Source organism: Streptomyces sp. cg36 (assembly GCF_041080675.1).
Lineage (GTDB): Bacteria > Actinomycetota > Actinomycetes > Streptomycetales > Streptomycetaceae > Streptomyces.
Genome location: NZ_CP163520.1, coordinates 8,199,034 through 8,217,020, shown reverse-complemented (window position 1 = coordinate 8,217,020; position 17,987 = coordinate 8,199,034). Strand labels below are relative to the sequence as shown.

The window sequence follows — 17,987 nt, the reverse complement described above, 5'->3', positions numbered from 1 at the left end:
GGGTGTGCGGGGTCAATGCAGGCTCCAGAGCCAGGCCGGAGTGTCAGGCGGGAGGGGATCCGGTCCGGAAGCGGTGACCAGGAGCGGGGTGAGGATCCAGTACGCGGCTACGACGACGTTCATGAAGCCGATCCCCGCCAAGGCCCGCAGCCAAGGGCGGGTGCGGTCGGTGAAGCGTTCTTCGCCACGGAAGATGTGCGCTGTCCTGCCCCGGCGTTCGGCTGACCACTGCATGGCGGTGGGCATGCAGGCCAGGGTGATTCCGCCGATGGCCACGTTGACCAGAGGGAGTTGGTACCAGTGGCCGCCGAAGACCGCCCATGACCGGTTGGCCGTCAGATAGGCGTAGCCGCCCATGCCGCTGAGGAGCACCCCTTCGATGAGCACATCGGCCAGCAGGCCGGACAGCAGCAGGGAGAGGACGATCCGCGGCATCCGTGAGTGGGGCGTGCAACGGAAGACGTACCGCAACAGGAGCTGCTGGACCCAGGCCCAGTAGATGATCCCTATGTACATGAAGGTCTGTGCCGCGAACAGCGTGTCGATCTGCCGTTCGGGGTGTGGTCCGTGCCAGCCGGGAACGTACGGCGCCCAGCTGGTGACGTTCAGCGCGTACCGGTTCCCGGCGGCGTACTGGCGGTCCCAGCAGCTCAAGAATCCGAGCCAGAAGGTGAACGCCGAGCCGATCACGATGGCCGCGGTCCACGACACATTCCGCTCTCGTCGACTCTGGACGATCGCTACGGCGATGCACGCCGCGACGAGCAGCAGCCCCAGGGCCTGTTCGGTCCATATCAACGCTGCTCGGTACGTGGGCACGGCGAAGTCGCGCGGGGCGGCGTGGATGTCACCCGCCGCGATCCACCGGGCGAAGACCGCCGCTTGCAGGCCCAGGGCGACGGCTCCACCGGCTGCCCAGAGCATGAGGGACGTGCGCCAGCGATGTCTGCGCGACGGGATGGGGCCCGGTGTCCCTCCTGCCAGGTCAGTTGTTGCTGACCCCGTGACACCTCCCGTCCCTCGACCGGTTCCGGGGCCGTGGTGATTGACCGGGTCCGCCTTCATCCGGGTGTCCCAGGTGGTGAAGTGGCCGAGTCGGGCTGGTAGCCCATCTTGTGCAGGATCCAGTCGGTGATGCCGGCCGCGGTGGGCTTGAGCCACACGACACCGGTCTCGAAGGAGATCTTGAGGGCGTGTTGCAGGCGCTGTTGGAGTTGCACCGCCCCCAGTGAGTCCATGCCCAGTGCCACCATGGACGTGACCGGGGTGACGCGGCTGGTGGTACCGAGGATGTCGCGTACCACCTCGATGATGTGCTCGTGCAAGATGTCCCGCCGCTGCGTGTGACTGTCGGCGGCACGCAGGTCGGCGAGCAGTCGCTCGCTGTCGTCGTGGCCGTGGCCCACGCCTAGGATGTCGGTGAACAGAGCCGTCTCGGCCGCCCCTGGATAGGGCTTGGTCCAGCGTGCCAGGTCCGGCGGGGCGTAGGCGATGGTGGTGTAGCCGGCGGCCAGGATGCGGTCCAGGGCGTCCAGGCCGTCGTTGGGGGAGATCATCGCGTAGCCGCGTTCGGCCATGTGCTGGCCTTCGCCGACCTCGCTCCATCCACCCCACTGGATGGAGGTGGCGGGCAGGCCCTGGGCGGCACGCCACGCGGCCAGTTCATCCAGCCAGGCGTTGGCCGAGGCGTGGGCGGCCTGGCCGGGCGAGCCGACCAGGGCCGCCATGGACGAGTACAGGACCCACCAGTCCAGGTCCCGGTCGAGAGTGGCCTCGTGCAGGGCCCACGCCCCGTGCGCCTTGCCGCGCCACACCTGTGCCAGCTGGTGCAGGTCGCCTGCGGCGAGGGTGGCCAGGGTGGCGTCCTGTACGACGCCGGCACAGTGGAACACTCCGCGCAGGACCGCCCCTTCCTGTTCGGCGGCCAGCACCGCGGCCTGCGCGGCACCGGGCTCGCCGATGTCGCCTTGCAGGACGGTGATCTGCGTGCCCTGCTCGCGTAGCGCCTCCAGGGTCTGCTGAGCCTGTGCCGAGGGCGCGGAGCGGCCCACCAGGACGAGGCGGTGGGCTCCGTGGCCGGCCAGCCAGGCTGCGGTGACCAGTCCGATCCCGCCGAGCCCGCCGGTGATCAGGTAGGCGCCGTCGGGCCGCGCGACTGGTTTCGGCGGAGCGGGGGTTGGGCTGTCGGGGGCGGTGAAGCGCAGGCGGGCGATGTGGCGACGGCCGCCCCGCCAGGCGACCTCCACAGGGGGTCCTGGTCGCAGGATCTCGGCGGCCAGGTGATCCAGAGGGGTGTCGGCCTCGGCTTCGACCATGCTGGGGGCCAGCTGCGGGCATTCGTAGGTCGCGGTGCGCAGCACGCCCCGCATCCCGGCTGCGGTCAGGGACGCACCGTTGGTGCGGGCGGCCACCCAGAGCCGGGCTGGGTGCGGCCGAGTGGCCAGCAGTCCGGCGATCCGGCAGGCCCGGCCGACCCGGGAGCGAGCCGCCTCGCACGGGTCGTTGCCGTCGCCGTTGCCCAGCGCCAGCACGATCCCGGCGCATCGGCCGTGGTGGAGGAGGTCCTCGATGTGGGGGGCGGGATCAGCGTGCAGCGCGATCTTGTGTACGTGGGCCTCGGCGCCAGCGCCGCGCAGGGCTCCGGCCAGGGCCTCGGCCCACGGGTCGGTGGTTTCGGCCACCACCACCCAGCTCCCCTGGTCCGTGAGGGCGGCGGCGGCGGTGGAGGGCCGGGGAGTCTCGGCCGGTACCCAGGCCAGGTGGGCCAGCCGGGAGGCGAAGCGTTGCTCGGGTGGGGTGGCGTTGACGATGCGCAGCCCCTCGACCTGGGCCACCACGTGTCCGTCGGCCAGGCTCAGCAGGCCGGACACGGAGGTCGACGTGTGGTCGGCGGCATCGAGCTGGACGTGGGCGCGGCGGGCGTGCGCGGCGGGCCCGGACACGGTCAGCCGGTCGATGCCGGCGAACACCACGGGGCCGGGGGCCAGCACGTGGCGATCCCGCCACACCGCCGCCCCCGTCTGAGCCAGCTCGTCCAGCAGGGCCGGGTGCAGCCGCATCATCCAGGAGGACACCCGGGCTTCATCGGTCAGCCGGAGCGTCGCCACCGCCCGCGCGCCGGTGGGTTCGAGCTGGATGCGTTCCAGGCCGGTGAAGGCCGGACCGTGCGTGACGCCGTGCCGTTCACGGAAATACGCATAAAGGTCGCTGGGGGCGATGTCGGTCCAGTCCGCTGCGGGCACCCACTGCTTCACGTCCGGCTCACCGGGATCTTCGTGCAGCGGCGCCACGGTCGCGTGGCCGTGCCGGACATGGTCCTGGTGTGCGTCCGCTCCCGTCGCGCGGGAGAGGACCTCCACCCGCGCGCCGTCCCCGTCGCGGACGGCGACCACGGACACCAAAGGCTCGGGGTCCAGCACCAGGGGCCGCTCAAGCCGCAGGTCCCGCAGTTGCACCCGGTCGGTCTCGAAGATCGTGGCGGCGGCGGCCAGCATCATCTCGCAGATCCCGGCGCCGGCCATGATCGGTACTCCGGCGACCTGGTGGTCGGACAGCCACGGCAGGCGGTCCGGGCTGATCGGGGTCTGCCACAGATGCCGCTCGGAGTGAGCCGGGTCGTGGACATGGCCGCCCAGCAGAGCATGCTCAGAGGCGCCCACCAGCTTCGGGGCGACCAGCGTGTAGGGCGGGTCCACCCGGTGGTGCACCCGGTTCCAGGTCGTCGTCGGCGCCTCCACCAACTCGCCGTCGCCGTAGTGGTCGGCCCAGCCGACGGGGTGGCCGCAGGTGTGCACCGTGGCCAGGTTGGTCAGGAACATGTCGTGTTCACGGGCGCCGCGCCGCAGACTGCTCACGGCCGCCACATCACGCGTGCGGGCTTCCCGGGCGATGTCAGCGATCGCCCGCATCGCCAGCGGATGTGCCGAGCACTCGATGAACAACCGGTAGCCGTCGGCCAGCGCGGCAGCACAGGCGGAGGAGAACCGCACCGGCCGGCGGGTGTTGCGTACCCAGTAGTCGGTGTCGAGCACCCGGGCACCGTCGTGCGGATTCTGAGCGACGGTCGAGTAGAAGGGGATGCGCGGCAGCCCGCCGGCCAGGTCCACCTCGTGCAGCAACTGCCGGTACTGCTCCAGCACCGGGTCCATGTCGCGGGAGTGGGAGGCAACGTTGACGGCCACCCAGCGTGCCGTCACGCCACGCTGCTGCCAGGTCCGCATCAGACGCGTGATCTGGACACGGTTGCCGGAGACCACGGTGGCCCGCGGAGATACGTACACGCCGACCGAGACCCTGTCGGCACCCACGGCGACGATGTCCCGTTCCACCTGATCGGCGGGCAGCAGCACCGAGGCCATGCCGCCCCCGGCAGCGGCCTCCAGGATGACGGCCCGCGCATGGGTCACCGCGACCGCCTCGTTCGGGCTCAGCGCACCGGCGACCACCGCGGCGGGCACCTCTCCCAGGGACTGTCCGATCACCGCCGCTGGAGTGATCCCCCAGGACCGCCACATCGCGGCCAGCGCGATCTGCAGGCCGACCATGGTGTGGTAGATGTTGCCTGCCTCGTCCCACAGCCCGGGCCGGGAGATCAGGGTCCGCAGCGACCAGCCGCATGCCTCCAAGGTCGGCGCGTCGAGCTCGTCGACCGCAGCGGTGAACGCCGGTTCCGTGGCCAGCAGTTCCTGCCCCATTCCGGGCCACTGCCCGCCCAGACCGGGGAAGACCAGCACGGGACCGGCGTGGTCGGGCGGCAGGACCGTCTGCCCGGCCACGACCCCGTCGCTGTCGCGCCCCTCCCCATGCGGCCCAGCGGCGAACGCCCGCAACCGCGCGACCAGCTGCTCCCGGGAGGAGGCGACGACCCCGAGGCGTTCAGCGGCATGCCGGCGCCGCAGCGTCAGCGTGTGGGCCAGGTCCCCCAACTCGACGCCCGCGCCGTCGGTATCGAGCCACTCGGCGAGTCGGGCCGCGGCGGGTTGCAGGGCCGGATCGGAAGCCGCCGACAAGGTGAACACCCTGGCAGGTTCCGGCGAGCCGGGGGCCCGGAGCCTGGACTGTCCCTTTCGCCGGGCAACGGTGGTGGGGGCCTGCTCGACGATCACGTGCGCGTTCGCGCCCCCGATTCCATAGGAGCACACCGCCGCCAGCCGGGGCCCGTCGTGCACCGGCCACGGCTCCTTCTCGGTCGGGACGAACAACCGTGAGCCCTCGTCGACCGGGATGGCCGGATGCCACTTACGGAAATGCAAGTTGGGGGGAACGGTGCCGTGCCGAACGCACAAGACCGCCTTGATCAGCCCCGCAGTTCCCGCCGTGGCCTCCGTGTGTCCGATGTTGGTTTTGATCGACCCGATGGCACACCGGCCCCGGCCGCGCCCGTACACAGCGTTGAGCGAGGTGTACTCGACCGGGTCGCCCACCTCGGTGCCCGTGCCGTGTGCCTCCACGAACCCCACATCACCCGGATCGACGCCCGCCCGCTCCACAGCGGACCGGAAACACGCCTGTTGCGCCACCGTGGACGGCGCGGTCGCACGTTGGGTCTGGCCGTCATTGGTGACCGCCGACCCTCGGATCACCGCGAGCACCCGGTCCCCAGCAGCCAAGGCATCGTCCAGGCGCTTGAGCAGCACCACGCCGGCGCCCTCACCGCGCACGTACCCGTCGGCCCGCTCGTCAAAAGCGTGGCACCGGCCCCGCCTGGACAGCAGCGAGCTCTCCAGCATCTGGGTCACCGGCGCCGGTATCAGCTGCGAGGCACCGGTCAGCGCCGCATCGCAGTCTCCCGACTGCAGCGCCACGCACGCCAGGTGCGTGGCGACCAGACTGGACGAGCAGAAGGTCTCGACCACCATGTTGGGGCCCCGCAGATCCAGCCCGAACGACACCCTCCCCGCCACGGCCGCGTTGAAGTTGCCGTACATGAACAACGGGTCGGGGTGGTCCTCCACCGGACGGGCCGAACGCCACTGGTTGTCCCCGGCGAAGTAGCCCAGATACACCCCGGTACGCGTACCGCGGACCCGGTCCATCGGGACACCCGCGTGCTCGATCGCCTCCCGCACCACCTCCAGCATCAGCCGGTGCTGCGGGTCGACCACGGCCGCCTCCAGCTTCGCGATCGACAGGGCTTCCGGGTCCCACGCCCAGATGTCACCGTCCAGGAAGCAGCCCCAGCCGATCCGGGGCGCGTCATCGGGGTGCTGAAAGGCCATCAACCGCCCCGCGTCCCAGCGGTCCTCCGGCACCCGCCCCGCCGTGTCGCGGCCCTCGACCAGCAATCGCCACAACCCGGCCGGTGAGTCCACGCCCCCCGGGAACCGGCACCCCATCCCCACGATCGCGATCGGCTCGTAGCCCGACGGACCGTCCACGGCCATCGCTGTTCGGGACATCGTGCGGCCTCCTCGCTGAGGTTCGGTGTGCATGTCTCCAGACCGGCGCGATCACGCTGACGCCGGTCGTCCAGGAAGGCGGTTCAGGAACGTCTTCTGCGGTTCGGGAGGGGTGCCTTGGCCCCTTGGCTCCTCCCCTTGCGACGACCACTGCCGGGGCCCACGCCAGACCGGGGTCCTGCAAGCCGAACCGCAACCGCGAACTCCCCATGACCCGCAGAGCTTTCCCCAACCCTCCAGTCCCCCACGTACGTGCCACACCCTCACGCGCCCCGACCGTCCGGCACGCGGGCCCGGGGCACAGAGCTCCCGCGGCTACACGGTTCCCGGGCGGGTGAGCTCGGTCAGCGCGGGGGCAGCGGCGGGCCGGTCGGACGGGTCCCGCTCCGCCGGCGGCACCTCGCCGGCCACGGCGAACCGGGGCGCGGTCAGCGGCGCCCTGCTCACGGCGGAGACCGCGTCCCGGGGTCGTTGCTGCCGGCCGACCAGGCGCGCGAGCACATCGGGCACCGAGAGCGCCTGGGCGCCGTCGGACAGGAGCGGAACCGCCTGCGCGGTCGCGGGCAGGTTCGCGGCGACCAAGCCGGTGAGAAGCTGGCCGGCCCCGCACTCCACGAAATCGGTCACACCGTCGTCGTAGAGGTGGAGCAGCGCCTGCCGGAAGGCGACGGGCAGCACCAGCAGCCCCGCCAGGAGCTCGCGCACGTCCCCAGCACTCCTGACATAGCGACCGAGCTGGGGCGAGTACACCCGCCCGAGCGGGGCCCGCACCTCGATGCCGGCCGTGGCCTCGGCGAATCGGTGGGCGGCCCCGCCGAACATCGGATTGTGGAAGGCCCCGGGCGCCTCGAGGACGGTCGCACGCACCATGAGCGCCTCCGCCAGCCGCTGCAGGCGGTGGACCGCGTACGAACGGCCGGAGACGACGACTTGGCGGGGGCCGTTGTCGACGGCCACCGCCAGGGAGACATCGCCCACCGCCGCACACATGTGTTCCACGCGCCGGGCCGCAGCCTCGACGGCGATCATCGCGCCGGTGGGCAGGGCCGTGTCGTTCACCGCCCTGATCCGCTCACACAGCACGCGCGCACCGGCATCAGCGGTCAGCGCGTCGGCCGCGACCAGGGCGGCCACCTCCCCACTGCTGTGGCCCACGAGAACGTCCGCCGCCACGTCCGCACTCCGCAGCATGGCGGCCAGGACCAGCGAGGTGGAGTAGAAGGCCAGCCAGTAGTGCTCCGGGCGCTGCTTCACCTCACCGGCGTGGGCCTCGTCGGCGCGCAGCAGGAGATCGGACACCGGCTCCCAGCCATACTCCGCCGCAATGCGGTCAATCCGCTCCAGCATGCCACGCAGCTCGGCGCTGCCGCTGACCAACGGACCCAGCGAGCCGGCGCTATGCGCCCCAGGTCCCGGAAACATCCACGCGTAGACTGACACGGATCCATGCCTTCCTCTTCGCCGGACGTGCGCTCAACACCGCAAGTGCCTTCGCACCCATCACAAGTGGCACAAGAAACGTCATGCGTCCCAGGCCGGTTCGACCGGTACAGCCGAGACCCTCGTGAGTCGTTCCGACTGCGACACAACCAGCCCGCACCGCCTCTGGCCAAATGCCGGAACTGGCGTCCGCACCGCCCCAGCGCCCGGCCGTTCGACCCTGCTGCCGCGTGGCTCGCTTGAGGGGATCCCCATCCGGAGCGAATGCACAAACAGGGGCGCAGGTGTTCTGGGGAGCACTGGGCGCGCACGGCGCGTTCACTCCTCACATGCATAGAACAACGAGTTATGACACGCGCTCCTGCGCTCTTATGCGCCTCCGCGCGCCCGCCGGGAGGCGAGTACGGTCGATGCAGTGGGCATCTGGGCAGGTGCACCGACCGGCGTTGCCCGCGGACTTGCTCGTAAGGGATCGGGGTACGGCGGGCCGCGCCAGGGAAACGATCAGTGCTCCCACGACGAAGACGGCACCCTCCAGTGCCAGCGTCTCGCGGCGCCCCAGACGATCGGGCGTCCGCCCGGCGGCCAGCGCGCCGATCATGGCTCCGATCAGCAGCACGCTGACGAGACAGCCCTGCTGGAACGGCGAAAGCCCGTAGGTGTCCCGGATGAACAGCAGCGCGCCCGAGACCACGCCCGTGTCATGGCCGGACAGGAAGCCCTCGAGGGTGATCAGCGCTCGGTCCGACCGATGCGTTCTGGTTGCCCACTGGACTGCGCAGCGGACGCCGCGGCTCCAGAAGTAGCAGTGGACCAGGGACAGTTGACGCTGATGCAAGTGGAGGTTCCCGCGTTTAGGGGACGTTCATGGCGTATGGAGTGGTCAAAGGTGCACTGAGTGCGGTCGATGTGACCGAGACCTCCACCGGATCAATCCAGACGCATAGGAGACACTCGTGCTTTCCGCCAGACGCACAGCCATCATCGTCGCTTCGCTGAGCATGGCCCTCGCCGGGACCGCGGCCACCGCCCAGGCGACGCCCAAGGCCAAGGCCGGCTCCCACTGCACGGCCGACCTCTCCACCCACAAGACCAGGTGTTACGACAGCTTCCGCGAGGTGATCGCCGCGGCGACCGGTGGCCGGGTCACCGATGCCCCGGCGACCCCGCAGCAGGCCGCGAAGGACAAGAAGTTCCTCGCCGAACTCAACGCTCCGGCCAACTCCGCCGCACAGACCCGGACCGCTCTCGCCCAGAACACGGTCGTGGGCGGCATCCTCTACGAGGACTGGAACTACGGCGGTTCGTCCCTCACGCTCACGATCCCCTCGGCGTGCAAGGACGACGGGCAGTGGGACTGGGGGTACAACAACCTCGACGACTGGAACGACAGGGTCAGCTCCGTGATCCCGGCGGGCAACTGCTACGTCGCGCTGTACTCGGACATCTACTACAACGGCACCCAGCAGCAGTACAACACGTCCACCCCCTACGTCGGCGACGCGATGAACGACCGGGCGAGCTCGGTCAAGCTGCTCTGACCCGGGCGTCGGGTTCCGACATCCCGCTGACGCCGCGGCGGTCAACCTGATCGGCGCCGTCCGGGGCCCGGCATCCTGTACGTCGTCGGGGTGCCGGGCCCCTCCCGAATACCCGGGGGCCGATTCGGGCCTTCCGCGTCCATGGTCCGCCGGACCCGCCGGACCCGCCGGCCGCGACTGCCGCCCTCACGCCAGGGTCACCTCCACGGGCAGCCGTTTGATTCCGTTGACGAAGTTGGAGCGGACCCTGGGTACGTCCCCGGTCAGGCGGATGTCGGCGAGGCGGGGTATCAGTTCCTCGAACATGACGCGGACCTCGGTGCGTGCCAGCAGGTTCCCCAGGCACAGGTGGGGGCTTCCCTTGCCGAAGGTGACGTGGTCGATCGCGGTGCGGGTCGTGTCGAAGGCGTACGGGTTCTCGAACACCTTCTCGTCCCGGTTGCCGGACGCGAACCACATCACGACCTTGTCGCCTTGCCTGATCCGCTTGCCCCCGAGCGCGACGTCGCGGCTCGCCGTGCGGCGGAAGTGGTACACCGGGGACGCCCAGCGCAGGAACTCCTCCACGGCTCCGGGAATCAGCGCGGGGTCGCGGCGGAGCCGGTCGAGTTCGTCGGGATGCTGGATGAGGGCGAGCATGGCGTGGCTGATGGTGTGCCGGGTGGTCTCGTTGCCCGCGACCACGAGCAGCAGGAAGTAGTTGTCGAAGTCCTGCGGGGAGAGCGGGATGCCGTCCCGCGGGGTCTCGTTGACCAGCCGTGAGATGAGATCGGTACCCGCGCCGCCCCGGCGTTGGCGGGCCAGTTCCCGTCCGTACGCGAAGACCTCGACGGCGGCCGGGGAGCGGAAGGGCAGATCGCGGTAGCGCTCGCTCGCCGCGCTGTGCAGCAGTACGTCGGCGTAGTCGGGGTCGGTGTGGCCGATGATGCGGTTGCCCCATTGGATGAGTCGCTGGTTGTCCTCGGGCGGTACGTCCAGGAGGCGGGCGAGGACGTTGATGGGGAAGTCGGCGGAGACGTTCGCCACGAAGTCGAAGGACTTCTGCGCGAGGGCCGCGTCCAGGGTCCGCGCCGTCAGACCGCGCAGGAAGTCGGTGTAGCCGCCGATCACCGTCTGCCCGAACTGGCGCTGGAGCAGCCCGCGCAGCGCACGGTGGCGTACCCCGTCGAGTTCGAGGATCGAGGCGCGCTTCTTGATCTGGTCGTCGTCGAGCTCTTCGAGGTTGACGAACCTGGTGGAGGTGAAGGTCTCGGGGTCGCGGTCGACGCGGACGATGTCCTCGTGCCGGGTGAGTGCCCAGAAGCCGGAGTTGGGCGACGGTTCCGGCTGCCAGTGGACCGGGTCCTGGTGGCGCAGGGTGTGGAACATCCGCCAGGGGGTGACGCCGTCCGTGAACCGGTCAAGGTCGGTGAGGTCGACATCGGCCAGGGCGAGCGGGTCGTTCGGCGCGGGCTCGGTCATCACAGCCTCCTTGTCCCCCACCCGAACAACGGGTCACAGGTGGTAGGCGTACTCGGTGAACTCCCAGTCGGTGACGTGCTGTTGGAAGCGCTCGATCTCGTTGCGCTTGTAGGTGAGGAACGCGGTGGTGAACTCCTTGCCGAGGACCGCCGTGAGCGCGGTGTCCGCTTCGAGGGCGTCGAGCGCGGCCGTGAGGCCGGAGGGCAGCAGGGCCGACCTCGTGGTGTCGTATCCGTACCCTTCGAGGGGTGTGGGGGGCTCTTCGCCGGCCGTGATGCCGAGCAGTGCCGCGCCGACCGCGCCCGCGATGAGCAGGTAGGGGTTGGCGCTGGCGTCGCCCAGGCGCAGTTCCAGGCGGGCGCCCGCGCCGCGTTCGGGCGGGACGCGCACCATGGCACTGCGGTTGTCCAGGCCCCAGTCGATGAGCCACGGGGCCAGGGTGTGGGGGCCGAAGCGCTTGTAGGAGTTGATCGTCGGGTTGGCGAGCGCGGACAGCGCCGGGGCGTGGGCGAGCAGTCCGGCCACGGCGTGCAGCGCGGTGACCGAGAGGCCGTGGGGCCGCGAGGGGGCGTCGAAGACGTCGCGGCCCTCGGCGTCCTGGAAGGACAGGTGGAGGTGGAAGCCCGACCCGCCCGCGTTGTTGAAGGGTTTGGCCATGAAGGTGGCCAGTCGGCCTTCCCTGCGGGCCAGTTCCTTGACCGCCGACTTGAGGCGGAAGGCGCGGTCGGCGGCGTCCGCCGCCCCGGAGTGGATCAGGTTGATCTCGAACTGCGCGCCCTCGAACTCGTGGTTGCCGTTGGTGACGCCGATCCCCAGGTCCCGCAGGAGCCTCAGCAGGCGCAGCAGGTGGTTGTCGGGGTCGGCGCGCAGCCCGGTGGTGTAGACGGCGCCGGACGTCTCGCAGTAGCGGCGCCAGCCGCCGGGGGCGGCGGGGTCCGTCTCGCACAGGAAGTATTCGAGTTCGGGGCCGACGACCGGGCTCAGCCCGTGCTCGCCGCACCGCGCGAGGACCGCGCGCAGCAGGTCGCGGGGGGATTCGGGCGCCGGGGCCCCGGTGCGGGGGTCGCTGACGTCGCCCAGGCACCAGGCGACGCCGGGTTCCCACGGCAGGGCGGCCAGGGTGTCCAGGTCGGGGCGGACGAGGATGTCGGGCAGTCCGGCGTCCAGGCCCCCGGTCACCGGTACGACGTCGCCCTGCGGTGTGGTGTGGTAGACGGCCCGGCAGAAGGCGAGTCCGTGTGCGCAGGCGGACGGCAGATGGCTGAGGAGCACGTCGCGGGCCCGGTCGGTGCCGATGAGGTCGGGGTAGCCGACCCGGACCACGTCGATGCCTTCGGCGGCGAGTCGTTCGACCACCTCGTGGGGCTGGTGGGCCTGTTGGGCGTGTTGAGCACTCACGGATGTCTCCCAGGGGATCCCAGGGCGGAGCACCGTCCATATTGTTTGGTGTCAAACAATATGGAGGGCGTGGCGCCGGGCCACAAGGGTCCGGGCGCCAACTACTTTGTGAGTGCGGGGCGTTGACCTGGTCTGCGCAGGCGCCTATGTTGTTTGACATCAAACGACTTCGGGATCCAGGAGGACGGGCCCATGAAGGTCGTCGTCGACATGGACAAGTGTCAAAACCACGGACAGTGCGTGTTCGCCGCCCCCGACGTCTTCCGTCTCGACGACGGCGCGCAGCTCGTCCACGTCTCCCACCCCGACGACGCCCTGCGCGACGACGTCGAGGAGGCCGCCGACGTCTGCCCCATGCAGGCGATCCTGATCGAGGGCTCGGAGCCATGACCGCACGGGTGGTGGTGGCCGGAGCCTCCCTGGGCGGGCTGCGGGCAGCCGAGCGGCTGCGCGCGGCGGGCTGGACCGGGGCGATCACCGTCGTCGGGGACGAACCCCACATGCCGTACAACCGCCCGCCGCTGTCGAAGGAAGTCCTCGCGGGCAGCGCGCCGTTCGAGTCGCTCGCGTTCACGCCCCGGGCGAGCGCCGCCGACGTGCGGTGGCGGCTCGGCACCCGGATCACCGCGGCCCGTCTGAACGAGCGCGTCCTCACCCTGGACGGCGGCGAGGAACTCGCCTTCGACGGCCTCGTCGTCGCCACCGGTCTGCGCGCCCGCCGGCTTCGCTGCGCGGGGCCCTCCGGTCCGGGCAGCGGACGGCACACGCTGCGCACGCTCGCCGACGCACGCGCCCTGCGCTCCCGGCTCACCCGGCCCGGGACCAGGCTGGTGGTCGTCGGCGCCGGGTTCATCGGCTGCGAGGTCGCCGCGACCGCCGTCGGACTCGGCGTCGCCCGGGTGACCGTGGTCGACACCGAACCGCTGCCGATGCTCCGCCCGCTGGGAGAACTCCTCGCCCGCGCACTGCTGCACCGCCACGAGCGGCGCGGTGTGCGCTTCGCCCTCGGCGCGGGCGTGGCAGGCTTCCGGGGCGATACCAGGATCACCGGTGTCGCCCTGAGCGACGGCCGGGTCCTGGACGCCGATGTCGTCGTCGAAGCCGTCGGCGCCCGCCCCAACACCGAGTGGCTGGAGGGCAACGGCCTGGACCTCACCGACGGCGTCCTGACCGACGGCCACCTGCGGGCCGGCGGGCTGGCGCACGTCGTCGCGGTCGGTGACGTGGCCCGCTTCCCCAACGCCCGCTACGACTCGGTGCCACGCCGGGTGGAGCACTGGTCCATCCCCGGTGACGCGGCCAAGTGCGCGGCCAGCACCCTGCTCGCGGGGCTCGCCGGACATCCCCCGCCACCGGCCCCCTTCACGCCCCTGCCCACCTTCTGGAGCGACCAGCACGACTTCCGGCTCCAGTCCTTCGGTACTCCCGAACTCGGCACCGGCGACATCCGGGTGCTCCACGGCGACCCGGCGGGCGACGTCGTGGTCGGCCACCACAGCGGCGGGCACCTCGTCGGCGTGGTCTCCCTCGGCAACCCGGCCGCGTCCGCCGCCGCGGCCCGCCACCGGGCCCGGCTCCTCAGCCAGCCCTCCCTCCTCCCCCAAGGAGCCGCACCGTGACCGGCGTCCGTGGCTACTTCCATCCCAAGACGGCGACCGGTGCCGCCTCCCTGGTCCCCGCTCCCCCCTGGCGCTACTCCGGCGACCTGCTCACCGTCGAGTACCGCACCGATCCCGCCCGGGTCCGCGAACTCCTGCCGCCACCGCTGGAGACCGCCCCCGACGACCCGGGCGCGGTCGCCCTGATCTGGGCCGACTGGCAGTCCTGCTCGGCCTCGGGCGAAGAGCTGCTCGACCCGGTGCGCGCCCAGTACAAAGAGGCGTTCGCCGCCGTGCGCTGCTCCTACCGCGGACGTCTCTACTCCCGCTGCGTGTACATCTGGGTCGACAAGGACTTCGCGATCGCCCGGGGGCTGCACCAGGGCTATCCCAAGAAGCTCGGCTCGATCCACCAGACCCGGCCGCACCCGTTCGGCCCCGCGCCCCGCCTGGAGGCCGGTGCGCGGCTGGGCGCCACGCTCGCCGCCGCCGACCGCCGGATCGCCCAGGCGGTGGTGACCCTGCACGGGCCCTCGTCCACCAGCGGGTTCGTCAACGCCCACCCCATGGCCCACCACCGGTGGCTCCCGTCGATCGAGAAGGGCAAGGGACTCGCCCTGGACGAGCTGGTCGAATCGGCGGCGGCCTCCTTCGACGGCGGCCAGGCGTGGACCGGCGAGGCCGAGCTGGAACTGTTCGAGGCCCCCACCGAGGAGCTGGCACGGCTGGCCGTGCGCGAGCCGATCGCCGCCTACTACCGGCAGGTCGGCGTCGTCTGGGACGGCGGGCGCCTGCTGGAGTCCCACACCTCCGGCGCCGGAGACTGACATGAGCGACCACCTGGCCACCGTGGCCGGTACCGACGTCGACACCCGGCACTGGATCGACGGCCGGCGCCGCGGATCCGCCACCGTCTTCACCGACCTCTCCCCCATCGACGGCCGCCCCCTCGCCTCCATCGCACGCGGTGCGGCCCCCGAGGCCGACGCGGCAGTGCAGGCCGCCGCCAACGCCTTCCCCGACTGGGCCGCCACACCCCCCGCCGAGCGGGCCCGCCTCCTGCACGCGATCGCCGACGGGGTGCACAAGCGCCTCGACGAGCTCGCCCAGGTCGAGACCGCCGACAACGGAGCGCTCCTGCGCTCGCACCGCGTCGGCGTGATGCCCCGGGTGGCCCACAACTTCCGCTTCTTCGCCGACCGGCTCCTCTCCCTGGCGCACCCGGACTTCGCCACGCGCGGCCACACCAACCAGGTCGCCTGGCGCCCGGCGGGACCGTGCGCGCTGATCACACCGTGGAACGCCCCGCTGATGCTGGCGACGTGGAAGGTCGCCCCCGCGCTGGCGGCCGGGAACACCGTGGTCCTCAAACCCGCCGAGTGGTCCCCGCTCACCGCGTCACTGCTGGCCGACATCGCCCACGAGGCCGGCCTGCCGCCGGGGGTCCTCAACGTCGTCCAGGGATACGGCACCGAGGCGGGCCGCGCACTGGCCGCCCACCCGGGCATCCGCCGCATCAGCTTCACCGGATCGGTGCCCACCGGACGTGCGGTCGCCGCGGCAGCGGCCCGCAACCTCACGCCCGTCAGCCTGGAACTGGGCGGCAAATCACCGCTGTTGGTCTTCGCCGACGCGGATCTCGACCTCGCGGTGGACCTGGCCGTGGAGCAGTACGACAACGCGGGCCAGGTGTGCCTGGCGGCCACCCGGCTGCTGGTCGAGGAGCCCGTCGCCGCCGAGTTCACCCGCCGCCTGGTGGCGCGCGCCGAAGGGCTGCGCCAGGGGGACCCGCGCACCGAATCCACCGAGCTCGGTCCCCTGGTCCACCCGCGCCAGCTGGAGAAGGTCGACGGTTTCGTACGGCGCGCGGTGGAACAGGGAGCCCGGGTCCTGACCGGTGGCAGCCCGCACCCCCAGCTGGGCCCGCTGCACTACCGGCCCACCCTGCTCACCCAGGTGGCCCAGGACAGCGAGATCGTCCAGGAGGAGGTCTTCGGCCCGGTCCTCACCCTCCAGACCTTCCGCACCGAGCAGGAGGCACTGACCCTGGCCAACGGCACCCGGTTCGGCCTGGCCGCCACCCTCGCCACCGGCGACCGCGACCGCGCCGCCCGCGTGGCGGCCCGGCTGGTCGCGGGCACCGTCTGGGTCAACTGCTTCTTCGTACGGGACCTGCGCGCCCCGTTCGGCGGGGCGCGCAGCTCGGGGATCGGCCGCGAGGGCGGCACCTGGAGCTTCGACTTCTACTGCGACCTGCACACCACGGTGACCGCCCCGACCGGCTGGAGCGAGCATGGGTGAGATCGTCGGGGCGGGACTGCTCGCCCATGTGCCCACCATCGTCCTGCCCGAGCCGGCCCGCCTCGAACTCAACGGGGGCGAGGAGATCACCCTCGTGACGGGGCTGCGCCGGCTGCGCCACGACGTCTTCGAGGCCCTCGACTACGACACCGTCGTCGTCCTCGACTCGCACTGGGCGACCACGGTGGAGTTCGTCGTGACCGCGCACAGCCGAAGGGCCGGCCTGTTCACCTCGGAGGAACTGCCCCGCGGGATGTGCCGGATGCTCTACGACTACCCCGGCGACCCCGAACTCGCCCACGCCCTCGCCTCGTTCGCGGAGCGGCACGGCACCTGGATCACGGCGGTCGACGACCCCTACCTGCCGGTGCACTACGCCACCATCAACCTGTGGAAGTTCCTCGGCGAGGGGCTGCCCGACAAGAAGTGGCTGTCCATCGGGGTGTGCCAGACCGGTGACACCGAGGACCACCTGCGCCTGGGCCGGGCGCTGGCCGAGGCCGTCGCCGCCACTCCGAGCCGCCGGGTCCTCCTCATCGCCTCCGGGGCGCTGTCGCATTCCTTCTGGCCGCTGCGGGAACTGCGCGCCCACGAGTCGAGCGACCCGGCCCACATCCGCACGCCCGAGGCCCGGGCCGCCGACCTGCGCCGCATCGACTGGTTCAAGGAGGGCCGGCACGACGCGGTCCTGCGGGCCATGCCGGAGTTCGCACGCTTCAAACCCGAGGCCCGGTTCGCCCACTACCTGATGCTCGCGGGCGCCCTCGGCGAGGACGCCTGCACCGCGCCCGCCCGCCAGTACGGCGCGTACGAGAACGCGATCGGCACCGGACAGGCACACCTCTGGTTCGACCGGCCCGCCGACGGCTGGACCGGCACCGGGCCGCCCGCTCCCCCGCCGCCGCGCACACCGCACAGCCGACCCCGAAAGGCATGACATGGCCGAGTACCGCCGCATCCTGCTGGACGGGGCCGCCGTCGAGGTCGTGCGCGAGGACGACGAGCTCGTCGCGGGCGACGGGCGCCGCGTCAAGGCCGACCAGGCCGTGCACCTGCCGCCCACCGTCCCGTCCAAGGTGATCGCCGTCCACCTGAACCACCGCAGCCGGGTCGAGGAGTTCCGGGCCCAACTGCCGCCCGCCCCCACCTACTTCCACAAACCCACCTCGTCCCTCAACTCCCACCAGGGCGCGGTGGTGCGGCCCCGGGGCTGCAAGTGGCTGAACTACGAGGGCGAGATCGCGATCGTCATCGGCCGCGCCGCACGCAACATCGCACCGCACGAGGCAGCCGCCCACATCGCGGGCTACACCATCGCCGACGACTTCGGGCTGCACGACTTCCGGGACACCGACGCCGGTTCCATGCTGCGCGTCAAGGGCTCCGACACCCTGTGCCCGCTCGGTCCGGGGCTGGTCACCGACTGGGACTTCCACGGCAAGCGCCTGCGCACCTACGTCAACGGGGAACTCGCCCAGGACGGTTCGACCGACGAGATGGCCTGGGACATGCACTACCTCGTCGCCGACATCGCCCGCACGATCACCCTCCACCCGGGCGACGTACTGCTCTCGGGCACCCCGGCGGGCTCCCGCCCGGTACGCCCCGGGGACGTCGTGGAGGTCACGGTGGAGGGCCTCGGCCGGCTCACCAACCGTGTCGTCGAGGGTCCCACCCCCCTGCGCACCGACATCGGCGCCCAGCCCACCGAGTCCGAGGAGGTCCGCTCCACGGCTCTCGGAGGCGACTGGGAGCTCCGCGGCATCCGGCCGCCGGTGCGCTGAGCACCACACCGACGTACCGCACCGGGCCTGCCACGGGGAGGCCCGGTGCGGGCGCCCCCTCCCCAC

General features: G+C 71.5%; 13 protein-coding genes. 7 read left to right on the top strand and 6 right to left on the bottom strand.

The window, feature by feature from the left end; all coding sequences use genetic code 11:
- Positions 1-12 precede the first annotated feature (12 nt).
- The 4 genes from AB5J87_RS36125 to AB5J87_RS36110 all read right to left on the bottom strand — a co-directional run bounded on the left by AB5J87_RS36125 (position 13) and on the right by AB5J87_RS36110 (position 8,676).
- Entirely contained in the window at positions 13-924 is a 912-nt protein-coding gene (locus AB5J87_RS36125) for a spirocyclase AveC family protein (RefSeq protein WP_369382987.1), read from the bottom strand.
- Between the two features lie 137 nt (positions 925-1,061).
- The gene (locus AB5J87_RS36120; RefSeq protein WP_369382986.1) at positions 1,062-6,398 is read right to left on the bottom strand and encodes an SDR family NAD(P)-dependent oxidoreductase; all 5,337 of its coding nucleotides are present in this window, start codon (positions 6,396-6,398) and stop codon (positions 1,062-1,064) included.
- Positions 6,399-6,713: 315 nt separating this feature from the next.
- Positions 6,714-7,820, bottom strand: a complete 1,107-nt coding sequence (locus AB5J87_RS36115) for an ACP S-malonyltransferase (protein ID WP_369383760.1) — start codon at positions 7,818-7,820, stop codon at positions 6,714-6,716.
- Between the two features lie 364 nt (positions 7,821-8,184).
- The gene (locus tag AB5J87_RS36110; protein WP_369382985.1) at positions 8,185-8,676 is read right to left on the bottom strand and encodes an MFS transporter; all 492 of its coding nucleotides are present in this window, start codon (positions 8,674-8,676) and stop codon (positions 8,185-8,187) included.
- 118 nt (positions 8,677-8,794) lie between these two features.
- Here AB5J87_RS36110 and AB5J87_RS36105 point away from each other — a divergent pair, with 118 nt between their 5' ends.
- On the top strand, positions 8,795-9,379 hold the full coding sequence (locus AB5J87_RS36105; protein WP_369382984.1) for a peptidase inhibitor family I36 protein: 585 nt from the start codon (positions 8,795-8,797) through the stop codon (positions 9,377-9,379).
- Positions 9,380-9,565: 186 nt separating this feature from the next.
- Here the strand turns inward: AB5J87_RS36105 and AB5J87_RS36100 are convergent, their stop codons facing one another.
- Positions 9,566-10,840 carry a cytochrome P450 gene (locus AB5J87_RS36100; RefSeq protein ID WP_369382983.1) on the bottom strand — a complete coding sequence of 425 codons (1,275 nt, stop codon included), beginning with the start codon at positions 10,838-10,840 and terminating at the stop codon, positions 9,566-9,568.
- Positions 10,841-10,873: 33 nt separating this feature from the next.
- Complete coding sequence (locus AB5J87_RS36095) at positions 10,874-12,238, bottom strand: glutamine synthetase family protein (RefSeq protein ID WP_369382982.1); 1,365 nt, start codon at positions 12,236-12,238, stop codon at positions 10,874-10,876.
- 192 nt (positions 12,239-12,430) lie between these two features.
- Here AB5J87_RS36095 and AB5J87_RS36090 point away from each other — a divergent pair, with 192 nt between their 5' ends.
- The 6 genes from AB5J87_RS36090 to AB5J87_RS36065 are packed head-to-tail and all read left to right on the top strand — an operon-like array spanning position 12,431 to position 17,921.
- Positions 12,431-12,628 carry a ferredoxin gene (locus AB5J87_RS36090; RefSeq protein ID WP_369382981.1) on the top strand — a complete coding sequence of 66 codons (198 nt, stop codon included), beginning with the start codon at positions 12,431-12,433 and terminating at the stop codon, positions 12,626-12,628.
- The gene (locus AB5J87_RS36085) at positions 12,625-13,857 is read left to right on the top strand and encodes an NAD(P)/FAD-dependent oxidoreductase (protein WP_369382980.1); all 1,233 of its coding nucleotides are present in this window, start codon (positions 12,625-12,627) and stop codon (positions 13,855-13,857) included. Before AB5J87_RS36090 ends, AB5J87_RS36085 begins: the two co-directional genes overlap by 4 nt.
- Complete coding sequence (locus AB5J87_RS36080; RefSeq protein ID WP_369382979.1) at positions 13,854-14,663, top strand: acetoacetate decarboxylase family protein; 810 nt, start codon at positions 13,854-13,856, stop codon at positions 14,661-14,663. The genes AB5J87_RS36085 and AB5J87_RS36080 overlap by 4 nt, the downstream gene beginning before the upstream one ends.
- Before the next feature lies 1 nt (position 14,664).
- Positions 14,665-16,137 carry an aldehyde dehydrogenase gene (locus AB5J87_RS36075; RefSeq protein WP_369382978.1) on the top strand — a complete coding sequence of 491 codons (1,473 nt, stop codon included), beginning with the start codon at positions 14,665-14,667 and terminating at the stop codon, positions 16,135-16,137.
- The gene (locus AB5J87_RS36070; protein ID WP_369382977.1) at positions 16,130-17,074 is read left to right on the top strand and encodes a 3,4-dihydroxyphenylacetate 2,3-dioxygenase; all 945 of its coding nucleotides are present in this window, start codon (positions 16,130-16,132) and stop codon (positions 17,072-17,074) included. Before AB5J87_RS36075 ends, AB5J87_RS36070 begins: the two co-directional genes overlap by 8 nt.
- A 1-nt stretch (position 17,075) precedes the next feature.
- Positions 17,076-17,921, top strand: a complete 846-nt coding sequence (locus tag AB5J87_RS36065) for a fumarylacetoacetate hydrolase family protein (protein WP_369382976.1) — start codon at positions 17,076-17,078, stop codon at positions 17,919-17,921.
- The last annotated feature ends 66 nt before the right edge of the window (positions 17,922-17,987 follow it).

Coding starts and splice junctions, on each gene's coding strand:
- AB5J87_RS36125 (WP_369382987.1), bottom strand. CDS start 924: ATGCTCTGGGCAGCCGGTGGAGCCGTCGCCCTGGGCCTGCAAGCGGCG.
- AB5J87_RS36120 (WP_369382986.1), bottom strand. CDS start 6,398: ATGTCCCGAACAGCGATGGCCGTGGACGGTCCGTCGGGCTACGAGCCG.
- AB5J87_RS36115 (WP_369383760.1), bottom strand. CDS start 7,820: ATGTTTCCGGGACCTGGGGCGCATAGCGCCGGCTCGCTGGGTCCGTTG.
- AB5J87_RS36100 (WP_369382983.1), bottom strand. CDS start 10,840: ATGACCGAGCCCGCGCCGAACGACCCGCTCGCCCTGGCCGATGTCGAC.
- AB5J87_RS36090 (WP_369382981.1), top strand. CDS start 12,431: ATGAAGGTCGTCGTCGACATGGACAAGTGTCAAAACCACGGACAGTGC.
- AB5J87_RS36085 (WP_369382980.1), top strand. CDS start 12,625: ATGACCGCACGGGTGGTGGTGGCCGGAGCCTCCCTGGGCGGGCTGCGG.
- AB5J87_RS36075 (WP_369382978.1), top strand. CDS start 14,665: ATGAGCGACCACCTGGCCACCGTGGCCGGTACCGACGTCGACACCCGG.
- AB5J87_RS36070 (WP_369382977.1), top strand. CDS start 16,130: ATGGGTGAGATCGTCGGGGCGGGACTGCTCGCCCATGTGCCCACCATC.
- AB5J87_RS36065 (WP_369382976.1), top strand. CDS start 17,076: ATGGCCGAGTACCGCCGCATCCTGCTGGACGGGGCCGCCGTCGAGGTC.